The organism is Acinetobacter venetianus RAG-1 = CIP 110063, from assembly GCF_000368585.1.
GTDB classification, from domain to species: domain Bacteria; phylum Pseudomonadota; class Gammaproteobacteria; order Pseudomonadales; family Moraxellaceae; genus Acinetobacter; species Acinetobacter venetianus.
On the sequence record NZ_KB849558.1, the window covers coordinates 1,837,692 to 1,851,456 of the forward strand.

Consider the following 13,765-nt stretch of genomic DNA (forward strand, 5'->3'; position numbering starts at 1 on the left):
AAATTATGTCAGACGAAAATCAAGAGAAACCCGAAAATCAGGCAACCCAAGTGGAGCAAGCCAAAGCGGAGACGGAGACAGCGAAAGCATCTGAAACACCAAATCAATTGCCCCCTCCGCCACCTCCTCCAACGAGTAAACTGATTAAAACCAAACGCTCAACCTTGTGGTGGATGTTATTTGTATTGCTGGTCGGGATTACCATTATTTTATGGGCTTGGAGGATTGGGCCATTCCATACAGCTGTTGAACAAACAGATAACAGCTATGTAAAAGGAAAAACAACGATTCTCTCGTCGCAAATCAATGGTTATATCAAAGATGTGTTAGTAAAAGATTTTGATCACGTTAAGCAAGGTCAAGTACTGATGCATATTGATGCAACCACCTATGACCAAAAAGTGACTCAGGCTGTTTCTGGCGTAGAACAAGCACAAAATAGCCTTGCTAATCAAACTCAAGCGATTGCACAACGCCAAGCAGATGTAGTTTCAGCACAAGCGAAACTGGATCAAGTGAAAGCACAATACGATTTGTCTGTTGCACAGCTTAAACGCTATCAACAACTTGGAAATAGTGGTGCTGCTTCAAAATCTGAACAGGATAAAGCTGCGGCAGATGCACAAAATAATTTGGCTTTACTCAAACAAGCTCAGGCCAATATTTTAGTTGCTCAAGAAGCGTTAAAAACGGCTCAAGTTGCCGAGAGCGGATTAAAAGCGCAAGTCAATAGTGCTCAAGCTCAATTAGATCAAGCCAATACCACCAAGGATTACAGCACGATTACTGCACCGCTTGATGGTCAACTGGGTGAGGTCAATCCTCGAGTTGGACAATATGTCGCCGCTGGAACACAACTACTGTATTTGATTCCCAAACAAACTTGGGTGATTGCCAACTTTAAAGAAACCCAAATTGCCAATATGAAAATTGGACAAAAAGCCTATTTCACAGTAGATGCACTCAATCATCAAAAATTTACAGGGCACGTTGAGCAAATTTCTCCTGCTGCGGGTTCAGAGTTTAGTGTGCTTAAACCAGATAATGCGACAGGGAATTTTACCAAAGTCGTTCAACGTATCTCTGTACGTATCACGATTGATCCAAATCAAGAAGGTATCGAAAACCTACGTCCAGGGATGTCTGTGATTACCTCAGTCAATACGGATTCCTAAAGACCTACTGACAGTCTCAATCAAATACAATTACAATGTGATCAAACCGATTTCTGATGTTGAAACATGTTTGATCACATTGCTTTTCCTACCTCTTATCAAACATTAGATACCCCATATCCTGTTCAGATTACGGTGAAGCGCCTTGACCTGATTCATCCTCAAATCTCAGGAAATAAGTTTTTTAAACTCAAATATAATCTACTCGAAGCAAAGCAACTAGGTTTTAAGCAAATCCTTACCTTTGGCGGTGCTTATTCAAATCATATTGCAGCAACGGCGTATGCGGCACAGTTATTCGGTTTTCAAAGCATCGGCATTATTCGTGGTGAAGAGCTACACACACAAGCACTCAACCTCACCCTGCAAAGCGCAAATGATTTTGGTATGCAACTTCGTTTTGTCAGTCGAGCTGAATATCGACTACGGCATGACACAGATTATCAGCTACAACTAAAACAACACTATCCTGATGCGTATATCATTCCTGAGGGTGGAACAAATACATTTGCACTCAAAGGGACACAAGAGATTTTATCGCCCGAAGATCAAACAAATTATGATGTCATTTGCTGTGCAGTAGGTACAGGCGGAACGATTGCAGGAATCATTGAAAGCAGTTCAAATCGGCAACAAGTTTTGGGGTTTTCTGCATTAAAGGGTGAATTTCTACGACACGATATTCAACAATGGACTGATAAACTTAATTGGTCGCTCACTGATCAATATTGTGGTGGTGGCTATGCAAAGACCTCACCTGAGCTGCTGCAATTTATGCTGCAATTTGAACAGCAATATGCCATTCCTTTGGAGCAAGTCTATACCGCTAAAATGATGATGGGTTTATTTGATTTAATTGGAAAAAATCATTTTCCTACTCACACTAGAATTTTAGTGATTCATACAGGCGGGTTACAGGGGCGCGTCAAATAAAAAAGCCGCCCGCAGGCAGCTCTGATTTTTTAAAAATGAAACTTAAAACCAACCATCCCCAATCGGTTTGTTATCCATAAACACGACCAAGCCTTTGACAATTCGATAAATAAACCAAATCGAAGCCGCAAGTAAAACAGGTATACCAATCAAAACAAATGTCAGGACAAAACCAATCAGTCCAGCGATTAAAGTAATCCAAAATGTTTTTATCTGCCATTTAAAATGACTCTCAAGCCATGTGCCTTTGACCTCATCACGCTTGATATAATTCATAATCACAGCCGCAATACTGGTCAAACCGACAAAAATACTGGCAGCGTATAACCCATAGGCAATCAGTGTGTATTGTCTCAATTGATCTTGTTTATTTGGCGAAGTATCTTCTAAAAATATCTTATCATTCATTATTCTAATCCCCTCTATCGAGACAAACTTTATAACATGCTTTAATTTTAAAAGTATATTTTTTAACCCAACAATCAACATACTCAAAATGCTTTAAATCTTTTATAATTGCCCGCTTTTCATATTCGATTGAGTATTGCTCATGGTTCATCAAGTGGATGTTGTCGTTTTAGGTGCTGGTGCATCGGGCTTGATGCTGGCTGCTGAAGCAGCTAAACGTGGGCGCTCCGTGGTGGTACTCGAAAAAGCCAATAAAGTAGGCAAAAAGATTTTGATGTCTGGTGGTGGTAAATGTAACTTTACCAATCTTGATGTCGAACCATCCAACTATCTTTCAGAAAATCCACATTTCGTAATTTCCGCATTGACTCGCTACACCAATTGGGACTTCATTGGAATGGTTTGCGAATATGGCATCGAATATGAAGAACGTAAGCATGGTCAGCTTTTTACTTTAAAAGGTGCAAAAGAAATCCTAGAAATGCTGCTCACAGAATGTGAAAAAGCGAAGTACGTGAATATTCAAACGCATTGTGAAGTTCAGGATGTTCAACCCAAAGCTGATTCTGGTTTTATCATTGATACCAATCAGGGAACTTACCAATGTGAATCTCTCGTTGTCGCGACTGGCGGTTTATCTATTCCAACTTTGGGTGGTTCTGGATTTGGCTACGAGCTTGCACAACAGTTTGGACACCATGTTTATCCAACCCGTGCGGGTTTAGTTCCATTTACCTTTTCAGATCAGTTTAAAGAAGTAACGACTCGCTTGAGTGGTAATGCTTTAGATGCAACGTTGATCAATGACCGTCATCAATTCACCGAAGCCCTACTCTTTACACATCGTGGTTTAAGTGGGCCAAGTTCATTGCAACTGTCTAACTATTGGCATGTCGGTGAAAGTTTTAAAATTGACTTCTTCCCAAGCCAAGATTTAACTGAATTTTTTAAAGAAAAGAAAAAAGCGCAACCTAAAGTTCTACTCAGGACTTTATTGAATGAATTCACTGCGAAAAGTATTGTCTTAGAATTACAGCAACTGATTTGGGCAGAACAAAGCGAAACCGCGATCAGCAATATTAGCGATGCTCAGCTTGAACACATTGCAACACAACTTCATGCATTTTCAGTAAAACCATCTGGTACTGAAGGCTATCGAACAGCCGAAGTCACACTAGGTGGTGTCGATACCAGCGAAGTATCATCCAAAACGATGGAAAGCAAAAAACAGAAAGGCTTATATTTTGTCGGCGAAGTACTGGATGTGACAGGTCATTTAGGCGGATATAACTTCCAATGGGCATGGTCATCCGCACAAGCTGCTGCTCAATTCGTTTAATTCCAGTGTCGATTCGGCAGATTATGATGGATTTAACTATGGTGATCTGAAGAATTGGCCGCCTCTGAAGAAGGTGCTTGCTGTGCATTCGAAACCGTCTTCTCTTTGCTTGGACTGGATTTAGCAACCACAAATTTATAAGCACTAGCTAAAAAGCCAACAGTAATTCCAGCAATAATAATTGGCGCAAATACGCGGTTAGGCTTCTTCATTTAATTCTCCTATAGACTTTTTATTTAGAGACTATTGATACTTTATCTATAAATGAATTGCATTTTAGGTCAAGTTTTTCTTTCTAGACATTTAACACTCAAAAAAATTGCTTTATATCTGAATAAAATGTCACTTAACTGCCTTGTCGCAATACCCAATAGTGACCAATAGCGCGTATACAAACAAAACGACCACCCTGCTTAGAGTGGTCGAATTGATTAAAAAAATCAAAGATTATTTTTACTATTCATCAGAATATGGCGACGACGGCGGTGTAGATGTCGGGTTTACACTCGATGTCATTTCATTCTGTTTCAGCGGATTAGGCTGTTTTCCTTCAGCTTTCGCTTTGTCCAACAAATCACCTAACAAACGCTCAGCAGGCTGACGACCACCTAGACCGAATGCCAGTGCGAACGCGACTGCAACCGAACCTAACGTTAAACCAAATGCTAAATTGACGATAGAGTCTGCAATGCCCATGGCTTTTAAACCCATCGCAATCACTAAGCCCATGATCAAGATACGAACTAGATTTCCCAACCAACGAGAACTATTGTATTCACCACGCTGAACCACGTTTGCAACAATGTTTGCTAACCAGAAACCAATCACTAAAATCACAGCACCAAGCAAGATATTTGCACCGAAATGGATAAACATTGCGATGAGTACACTCACCTGCTCAAGTCCAAGACGATTTGCAGCTTCTGAAACAGCAAATAGCATTGTGAAGAAAACAATCAAATAGCCAACAATATCCGAAACGCGTGTTTGACCAAGGAAACGTTGTAAATCCAATTTCATTGGAATTTCATCAACGCCTGCACCCGAAATTAACTCAGCCACTAAGCGTCCAACAAAACGGGAAACCACATACGCTACGATTAAAATCAAACCAGCAGCAATAATTTGTGGTATCGCATGCATGATCTCATTCAACATTGCAGTTGCTGGTTGAGAAATAGCTTCTATACCCAATGCTTCAAATGCAACGATTAACGTCGTGATAATAATGATCGCGAAAACAAAAGAACCTAAGAACTTAGATACGCTTGAGCTTTTAAATAATCCAATTTTCTCAGCTTGTGCTTGCAGCCCCAAACTATTGGTTAAGCCCTCAACAATACCGCGTACAATTTTTGCAAGAATATATCCGACAAAAATAATTACGCCTGTGATGAATAAGTTAGGAACAAAAGCAATTGCCTCATTGACCATGTTTTGAACAGGGATCAATAAACCTGTTAAGCCGAGAATAGAAAGCACAATTGGCAAGAATAATAGCAACACTAACCAATAGAAAATCTCGCCAATATTACTACTCAGCGAACTGACACCAACTTCACTACTTAGTTTTTCATCCAAGTCCGTTTTAGCCAATACATTGGTCAATCCAACTCTCACGAGACGAGCAATAATCCAACCAACAAAACCAACAGCAACAGCAGCCAATAGATTTGGTATATAGGCAAGCACTCGCCCGACCATATTACTGAATGGGTCACTTACACCACTAATATTTAATACGTTTAATGCTCCAACGACAGCGAGAATCATAACGAACCAAAACACCAGTTTTGAGATTAGATTTTCAATGTTTGAAGGATGGCCTGTAGCCGACGACAATTTATGATTGGTATCAAGTTTTTGTAATAGCTTCTTCACGCCAGCGGCAACAACTAAAGCAATAATCCAACCTAACAGTAAGATTACAACTGCCGCTAAAATCGGATGAAATTGATCCCAATAATACATTGCATCAAATCCCCCTCTCTGAGATGGACCACCAAAAAAATCATTCATATGTTTTTATCCTTATGTCGTGTTTTAAAGTAAAACCCAGCTACCCACGATTATTCTTTGAACGAATAACAAGAATTATGGATGCCTAAACCTTAGTTTTTGTCTATTTATCAATCAATAAATGGCAGCACTAATACAACAAAAAGCACTCAAAAATAAGCAAAAAAGCCCACCAGTTCACACCAATGAGCTTTCAAATCAATTTAAATGGTCTGAAAGTATGATTGGCTAAGCATTCAATAATGCCGACTGCAAATGTGACATCATCACTTGTGCAGTTGGATTTGCAGAATGGTCAGCAACCATATAAACAAGTAAAGCGATCAGAAATATTCCAACAATGATTAACATATACACTGGCAATTTCCGTTTTTTCGCAATTTCCTCTTTGCTCGCCACATGAGGATGTGGCTTACTAAAATCATGCATGATAGCAACCCCTCATCTTTTATTTCTCACGTAATCATCTTAGCAATAGGCTTTGTTGCATTGTGTGAAAAATCTTCGGACTATCGTTGTTTCAGTTGCAGAACTCTACTTTTTCTCTTTTACATTGTTGTATAAAATATAGGCGCTTTTAGAATGCAGTAAAAATAAGCTATAATGTTCGATTGCCGTTTCTTTAATGTTTTGCTCTATGTCCTACAGCCGAGAAAGTGTTTCTCTTGATTTAGACACTGATGTTACACATCAATGTTTTTTGCATCACACCCGTGATGAACATTTGATTGGTATTATCGAGTTTAATAAACCGAGCTATATATTAAAGTGGGGAGATCTAGAATATTTCCGTCGTCGTACAGAAGAGTTTTCTGTGATGCCACTACCTGATTGTATCAACGCGATGATCGTTGATATTCGCAATGTACAGCCATTTTTAGACAATGAAGTGCCGATTCTTCCTTGGCGTTTACTTGAAGAAGACTGTCCTGTGCGTTTGGTTGTTCCACAAGAACGGTTAGAACATTATATTGGTTTATTTGAACCGACTTGGCTCACGACTGACGTTGATACCGCCATTCAAGAAATCCGTGAATTTATGGATATGTTTGTTCATTAAACATATCCATCATCCCTAACCTATAGCAGCCTTAGCGCTAGTTCATTACCAATAATTCTCTACTGCGATATTCCCTTCACCACGACGATTCATGGTTAAACCGCGTTGTTTAAGCGCCTCTTTGGTATCCTCCACCATTTGAGGATTACCACAGAGCATCACATGACTAGTTTCAGGATCGAGTGCTAAGCTTACAGACTTTTCTAATTCACCATTTGCAATCAGAATCGGTAAGCGATCATGTAGTGCTGCATTTGGATCACGCGTAATGATCGGAATAAATTTGAATCCTGAATGTCCTTCACCAAACATTTCAGCAATTTCCTGAATCCGCTCAACGTAAGCCAACTCTGAGGCTGTACGCACGCTATAGACTAAATTGATATGCTGATATTTAGTCCACGTCTCAAAATCTTGCAACATAGATAGAAATGGCGCTAAACCCGTCCCTGTGGCCAGTAACCATAAATCTTGCGGTAACGGTTGCTGATAACGCGCCAATGTTAAATAGCCATAAGATATTTTTTCAAGATAAAGTTCATCGCCAACACTGAGGTGTTGCAAATTCGAAGTGAAAGCACCATCAGGAACAACGATTGAGAAGAACTCTAAGGTTTCATCAAAGGGCGAAGAAACAACAGAATAAGCTCTCAACACTAGTTCGCCCTCGACCATCAAGCCTATACGGGCAAACTGCCCCGCAGTAAACTTAAAATGTGCTGGGCGGGTCATCGTGAAGCTAAAAAGATTGTGAGTCCAACGGTGTACAGATAAAACTTTTTCTACGCTAAATTTTTCAATTGACATGATTTGAACGTGGCACGAAACAGTAAGCTCATGTTAGCATGATCGAATAATTGATGGATACTCAAAACATTAAGGCTATTTAACATGCGCATGACCTTACGCCAATTGGCTGTTTTTGTGGCGGTCGCTCAGGAAGGAACCGTAACCAAAGCTAGTGATGCTGTCCGACTCACCCAAAGTGCGGCAAGTATGGCCTTAGCTGATTTAGAAGATGGTCTTGGTGCACCTTTGTTTGATCGTTTAGGCAAACGCCTACAACTCAATGATTTAGGACGCTTCCTACTCCCGCAAGCTTTAGAAATTTTAGGTCGTTGTGAATCATTCGAGCAAGCAGCTAAAGGTGAATTGCAAAGTATTGATTTACGTCTTGGTGCGACACTCACCATCAGTGATTATTTAATGCCTGATCTGATGGCTGATTTCTTACAGCGCCATCCACAAGCACATCTACAGTTACAAGTCGGTAATACCCGCCAAATGATTGAAGCGGTTAATCAATTCCAACTTGATTTAGCATTAATCGAAGGTTCATGCCATTTACCACAATTACAGTGCATTCATTGGCGAGATGACGAGTTAGCTGTGTGTTGTGCACCTGAACACCCATTAGCGCAATTAAATCGCCCAATCACACCCACTGATTTCCATGATGTTGAATGGATTTTACGTGAAGAAGGTTCAGGTACGCGAGAAGTATTTGATAACGCGATTTTGCAAGACCTACCTGACGCAAATATCCGTTTAACACTTGGTCATAACGAAGCTATTTTAAAGATCGTTGCTGGTGGTTTAGGCATGTCGTGTGTATCCAGACTCGCTATAGAACCTTTAGCTGAAAAAGGACAACTTGTTATTTTAGATACACCTTTTTGGCAACTTACTCGCCCACTCTTTATGCTAGTACATCGTCAAAAATATCAAGGTCCAGGCCTAAAAGCATTTCTACAGTTTTGTGAAGATCAGGTTTAAACCTGATCTTTTTTATCTCCAACGAGAATCATTTTCACACGGTTCTCCGTCATTATCACCATCCATTTTAGTATTCGGACAGTTTCTAACAAACCATCGAGCTTCCTCAAGCGACCTCATTTGTGAACAGTGCTGTCGTCCATCACAACTAAATTTTTGAGTTGCAGTTACAGGCGATGCATTATACGTTTGTACTTGCGGAGTTGATGGTGCTTTCAAAGCGTGTTCCGTCTTTTCCGAGAGTTTAACTTCAGGCAGCTCACCCACTGCTTCTCGTTGTTGCTCAACTATTCTTTTTTGCTCTTCAATTAATTGAGCCGTTTTCAATGCTTTGGCTTGTTGAAAAGTTTGATACTTTTGGAAAACGAGCCTTGCTAAAATCGCAATGATAATAAGACCAACGATGGTAAATGTCAGCCCCTTTTTACTACTCTGAGTAGGTTTTAACATCAGCTTTGAATCACTTGCTCCATTATCAGAATAATTTGGATAGTTTGTACTAACTGTCTTCAAATCCAAGCGTACAATATTTGCCGCTTTAAATTTTCCATTATCCTCAACAATCAAAAACTTTAGCTTTTCACCAATCTTAGGTTCGCCTGCTGTTTTAGGAAAATCTTTAATATGGAAGAAAACATCAGCGTGATCACCATCAACGTCAATAAAGCCAAAACCTCTTTCTGTATTGTATTTTTTAATTTTTCCCTCAAGAAACATCTTTCACACTCTATTTTTATATTGATACTATTCTAATAAAAAAGAGGCTAAAAAGCCTCTTTTTCCATGATATTTCAATGAAAATCAACGTCTAAAATTTGATAATAATTCCGATGTAATCGCTTTATTATGATTTGAGATTTGAGTTTTCTTGGTTTTTGCTGGATTTGGATCAACACGCTCAATCTGAATCGCTTTAAACTTACCTTGATTTTCTACTACAGCAAATTTCACTTTTTCATTGCGCTTAGGCTCACCTTCTTCCGCAGGGAAATCTGAAATATGAAAAAAGACATCACCCTCAGTTGTACCTATAAAACCAAAACCCTTGTCAGGATTATATTGTTTTACTTTGCCTTGATAAAAATCTTGTTTCATGACGTTTACCCTACTTTTAAAAACCGATATTCATAGTATATAGAAAATAAAAAAAGAGACTTTAGATCTCTCATAAAATTTATGACAAGATCTTGTCTCTTTTATTTATTTTTAAAAATTAATCTTTTTGGACGCTACCAAAAATCTTATCGCCAGCATCACCTAAACCAGGCACGATATAGCCATCTTCATTTAAGCCTTGATCGATTGAAGCTGTATAAATGCGTACATCAGGATGTGCGGCTTCTACTTTTGCAATTCCTTCAGGTGCAGCAACAAGAACCATCACACGAATATCCTTACAACCGCTTGCTTTTAAAACGTCAATCGCCGCGATTAGAGAGTTACCAGTCGCCAACATTGGATCAATAATCATGGCAATACGATTCGCAACATCAGGGACTAATTTTTTATAGTAGGTACGAACTTCTAAAGTTTCTTCGTCACGCTCTAAGCCCAAAACACTGACTTTAGCACTTGGGATCAAGTTCAGCACCCCTTCTAGCATGCCAATACCAGCACGAAGAATCGGTACAATGGTGATTTTTTTTCCTGCGATACGTTGAGTTGAAACTTTCCCTGCCCATCCATCAATTTCATGATCAACAACAGGAAGATCCTTTGTTGCTTCATAGGTCAATAACATCGTGACTTCTTGCGCTAACTCACGAAAGTTCTTGGTACTAATGTCTGAACGACGTAATAGACCAAGTTTATGGCGAATAAGCGGATGACGAATTTCTTGGATAGACACGAGTGGGTACCTAGGTAATGTTAATCTTTGGCTATTATAAAGTGTTTTTTTACTCTTCAATAAAAAAGCCCCCAATTTTTGGAGGCTTTTTTGTACAAATCAGATAATTACTGTTGTTGTGACAACATAAAATGCAATGGAGAAAGAATCTCTGCCTTCAATGCTAAGTTAATCATTGGATCAGGATAGATACCTAGGAATAACACAAGCAATGCAGCACCTAATACCATGATACCGCCTACTTTAGTACCCCAATGTGCATCAGCATCAATACGTGGTACGTCTGGTGGTGTCATATACATCACAACCATTACACGTAAATAGTAGTATAAACCGATACCACTACCCACCACGATCATTGCAGCTAAGAACCAGTGTTGTGTTGTCACCGCAGCCATAACGACGAGGAACTTACCAATGAAGCCTGCTGTTAGTGGAATACCCGCTAAAGACAACATCATCACAGTAAGCGTTGCAGTTAAAATCGGACGGCGCCAGAACAAACCACGGTAGTCTGCAAGGCTTTCAGCCTCATCAACGTTGTTGTATGGACTCGACATTAAAGCAACTGCACCGAATGCACCAATTGTCGTTAATACATAAGTGATCACATAAACAGTTACACTACCTAGGCTTGCATAAGTCATGCTGAGTAATGCAATCAGTAAATAACCAAAGTGTGCAATTGATGAATAACCTAAAATACGTTTTAAGTTCACTTGACGCACAGCAAGTAAGTTACCCACCAAGATCGATAACACTGCAATCACGATTAACACAGTAACTAGCGATTCAACTAAGATCGCACCTGAAGTTAATAAGTAACGTACAAACAGGCCAATCGTTGCAACTTTTGCAGCCGTTGCCAAGAATGTCGCCATTGGTGCTGGCGCACCTGCATATACATCTGGCGTCCATTTATGGAATGGTGCAAGTGAAAGTTTAAATGCAACTGCAAAGATGATTAAGCCTAAGCCTAATAACACCATTGGCTGTTTAATCGCAGTCATCAACGCTTGAACAGAATCATAGAATGACAATGAACCTGTGTACGCATAGATATATGCCATACCCATGAGCAACATTGCAGAGGCCGTTGCTGAAAGTACAAGATATTTAATCCCTGCTTCCAAAGACTGACTACGTTGATACGTGTACGCCAACATGCCGTATACAGGAATAGACATCAACTCTAAGCTGATGAAAAAAGCCGCATAGTGAGAGCTTGCCACCAATAACATTGCACCTACTACTGAAGACAGTAGCAAGATGTAAAGTTCTTCGCGGTTTTCTTTATAGGTCTCAATATAAGCGTGTGACAAGGTACAGCACGCTAATGCAGCAATCAAAATCAAGAATTGATAGAGCATGGTAAATGGATCAACCATAAACATGCCCATAACATTTACAGGTGCGAAATGTCCTGTATATGCAGTGTATGCGATATAAATTGCAGCGAGGTTTAAACCTACCACTGAAGTTGTCGCGATAAGATTGTGATTACGTTTGATCGCAGTCAACAACATCACAACAATTGCAGTCAATGCCACAATCATTACTGGAGCAAGAGGCATTAGCTCAGAAAAAGAAATTGTGAAGTTCATGATTTATTGCATCTCCACATGTTCAAGTTGAGTTGCAGCCTGTTGAACAGTTTCAACAACTTCTTGTACTGGCATATAACTATTTACTAACCATTGCATGCTTGAATGAGACATATCCAAGAATGTTTGTGGGTAAATACCTAACCAAACTAGACCGATCACACAGATCATCAAAATACCAACTTCACGCGCTGATAAATCTTTCAATGGACTTGTATAGTGCTGCTTTTGTTCTGGATTCGGCTCACCAAACAATGCTTTGTGAATCAGAATCAGACCATAAAGACCCGCAAATACCAAGCTCACTGCTGCAATGATAGTGAAAGCTGGGTAAGCTTTGAATGAACCCATAAGAATCAGGAATTCACCGATAAAGTTACCTAGACCTGGTACACCAACAAGTGCTGCAACAAAGAACATCAAGAAGAATGGTAAGTATTGAAGCTGACCACGTAAACCGCCCATCAAGCGTAAATCACGTGTATGTAAACGCTCATAAACTTGACCCGACATAATGAACAATGCCGCAGATGACAAGCCATGTGCCAACATCATGATCATTAAACCTTGGAAAGTCAGTATATTACCTGCGTAGATAGCAAGTAAAATGAAACCCATGTGCGAAATAGACGTGTACGCAAGTAAGCGTTTCATATCTGTTTGTTGGTACGCTAAGAATGCACCGTAGAAAATACCAATCAAGCCCAGAATAATTGCGATATCCGCAAATTGTGCTGATGCTGCTGGGAAGAATGGAATAACGAAACGAAGCAAACCATACGCAGCCGTTTTAATCAAAATACCTGCTAAATCCACAGAACCCGCTGTTGGTGCTTGCGCGTGCGCATCAGGCAACCAACCGTGTAATGGGAATACTGGTAATTTCACCGCAAAACCAATGAAGAAACACAGCATGAATGCATAAGCAACTTCAGGTGGTAAGTGGTTCGCAACAGCTAATAAATAGTTGTAATCAAAGCCGATCATACCTGTCATCATGTATCCATAGACAACAAGTCCTAAGATACCAATCAACATGATCAAACCAGCGATTTGAGTATATAAGAAGAATTTGGTAGCAGCGTAAACACGTGAACGACCATTCGAACCCTTATGACCCCATAACGCAATCAAGAAGTAGATTGGTACAAGCATCATCTCCCAGAAGAAGAAGAACAAGAATAAGTCAATCGCCAAGAATACACCGATTACCCCACCTAAACTCCAAAGGAGGTTTAAGTGGAAGAACCCAACATTCTTTTGGATCTCGCCCCATGAACAACCAACTGCAAGCACACCAAGTAATGCAGTGAGGAGCACCATAAGAAGAGATAAACCATCCACCGCTAAGTGAATGCTAATACCGAGAGTTTGAATCCAAGGAAGATGGAATTCTGCTGCCCAAGTTGGGACTTTACCGCCCAACTCGTAGCTATATGTACCGCTTTGCCAAAGTGCAATGCCCAAACCAAAGGTAATGAGCATACCGATTAAGGCAATCCAACGTGGTAGTTGTTGGTCGAATTTATCAACCAACCAACAAATAAAACCAGCAATGAAAGGAACTAAAATCAGTGCGGGTAAAATTAAATTGTTTTCCAT

15 protein-coding genes are annotated in these 13,765 nt (G+C 39.9%); 5 read left to right on the forward strand and 10 right to left on the reverse strand.

All coding sequences use genetic code 11. The annotated features are described in order from the left end of the window. Positions 1-5: 5 nt before the first annotated feature. The gene (locus F959_RS14150; protein WP_004881291.1) at positions 6-1,175 is read left to right on the forward strand and encodes an HlyD family secretion protein; all 1,170 of its coding nucleotides are present in this window, start codon (positions 6-8) and stop codon (positions 1,173-1,175) included. 66 nt (positions 1,176-1,241) lie between these two features. Then, positions 1,242-2,108, forward strand: coding sequence for a 1-aminocyclopropane-1-carboxylate deaminase/D-cysteine desulfhydrase (locus F959_RS14155; RefSeq protein WP_004881292.1), 867 nt, complete (start codon positions 1,242-1,244; stop codon positions 2,106-2,108). Between the two features lie 42 nt (positions 2,109-2,150). On the opposite strand, the gene F959_RS14160 is transcribed toward F959_RS14155, so the two are convergent. Further along, on the reverse strand, positions 2,151-2,516 hold the full coding sequence (locus F959_RS14160; RefSeq protein ID WP_004881293.1) for a DUF4870 family protein: 366 nt from the start codon (positions 2,514-2,516) through the stop codon (positions 2,151-2,153). A 142-nt stretch (positions 2,517-2,658) separates the two neighbouring features. Here F959_RS14160 and F959_RS14165 point away from each other — a divergent pair, with 142 nt between their 5' ends. Beyond that, positions 2,659-3,855, forward strand: a complete 1,197-nt coding sequence (locus F959_RS14165; RefSeq protein ID WP_004881295.1) for a BaiN/RdsA family NAD(P)/FAD-dependent oxidoreductase — start codon at positions 2,659-2,661, stop codon at positions 3,853-3,855. A gap of 32 nt (positions 3,856-3,887) precedes the next feature. On the opposite strand, the gene F959_RS14170 is transcribed toward F959_RS14165, so the two are convergent. The 3 genes from F959_RS14170 to F959_RS14180 all read right to left on the reverse strand — a co-directional run bounded on the left by F959_RS14170 (position 3,888) and on the right by F959_RS14180 (position 6,303). Then, a complete protein-coding gene (locus tag F959_RS14170) occupies positions 3,888-4,067 on the reverse strand; it encodes a hypothetical protein (RefSeq protein ID WP_004881297.1) in 180 nt (59 codons plus the stop codon). A 244-nt stretch (positions 4,068-4,311) separates the two neighbouring features. Further along, positions 4,312-5,874 (reverse strand): mechanosensitive ion channel, encoded by a 1,563-nt coding sequence (locus tag F959_RS14175; RefSeq protein WP_004881298.1) that lies wholly within the window; start codon positions 5,872-5,874, stop codon positions 4,312-4,314. A 228-nt stretch (positions 5,875-6,102) separates the two neighbouring features. Continuing rightward, a complete protein-coding gene (locus F959_RS14180; RefSeq protein WP_004881301.1) occupies positions 6,103-6,303 on the reverse strand; it encodes a hypothetical protein in 201 nt (66 codons plus the stop codon). Between the two features lie 208 nt (positions 6,304-6,511). Here F959_RS14180 and F959_RS14185 point away from each other — a divergent pair, with 208 nt between their 5' ends. Continuing rightward, entirely contained in the window at positions 6,512-6,934 is a 423-nt protein-coding gene (locus F959_RS14185; protein WP_017196615.1) for a hypothetical protein, read from the forward strand. A 45-nt stretch (positions 6,935-6,979) separates the two neighbouring features. Here F959_RS14185 and F959_RS14190 read toward each other — a convergent pair whose 3' ends face one another. Further along, a complete protein-coding gene (locus F959_RS14190) occupies positions 6,980-7,741 on the reverse strand; it encodes a ferredoxin--NADP reductase (RefSeq protein ID WP_004881305.1) in 762 nt (253 codons plus the stop codon). An 84-nt stretch (positions 7,742-7,825) separates the two neighbouring features. On the opposite strand from F959_RS14190, the gene gigC reads away from it, so the two are divergent. After that, the gene (gene gigC, locus F959_RS14195; protein WP_004881307.1) at positions 7,826-8,710 is read left to right on the forward strand and encodes a LysR family transcriptional regulator GigC; all 885 of its coding nucleotides are present in this window, start codon (positions 7,826-7,828) and stop codon (positions 8,708-8,710) included. A gap of 12 nt (positions 8,711-8,722) precedes the next feature. On the opposite strand, the gene F959_RS14200 is transcribed toward gigC, so the two are convergent. The 5 genes from F959_RS14200 to nuoM all read right to left on the reverse strand — a co-directional run bounded on the left by F959_RS14200 (position 8,723) and on the right by nuoM (position 13,765). Next, entirely contained in the window at positions 8,723-9,427 is a 705-nt protein-coding gene (locus F959_RS14200) for a cold shock domain-containing protein (protein ID WP_004881309.1), read from the reverse strand. A gap of 84 nt (positions 9,428-9,511) precedes the next feature. Next, positions 9,512-9,805 (reverse strand): cold shock domain-containing protein, encoded by a 294-nt coding sequence (locus F959_RS14205; protein WP_004881310.1) that lies wholly within the window; start codon positions 9,803-9,805, stop codon positions 9,512-9,514. Positions 9,806-9,923: 118 nt separating this feature from the next. Beyond that, a complete protein-coding gene (gene upp / locus F959_RS14210) occupies positions 9,924-10,559 on the reverse strand; it encodes a uracil phosphoribosyltransferase (protein WP_004881312.1) in 636 nt (211 codons plus the stop codon). Positions 10,560-10,666: 107 nt separating this feature from the next. Next, on the reverse strand, positions 10,667-12,163 hold the full coding sequence (gene nuoN, locus F959_RS14215; RefSeq protein ID WP_004881314.1) for an NADH-quinone oxidoreductase subunit NuoN: 1,497 nt from the start codon (positions 12,161-12,163) through the stop codon (positions 10,667-10,669). A 3-nt stretch (positions 12,164-12,166) separates the two neighbouring features. Beyond that, positions 12,167-13,765 (reverse strand): NADH-quinone oxidoreductase subunit M, encoded by a 1,599-nt coding sequence (gene nuoM, locus F959_RS14220; RefSeq protein ID WP_004881315.1) that lies wholly within the window; start codon positions 13,763-13,765, stop codon positions 12,167-12,169.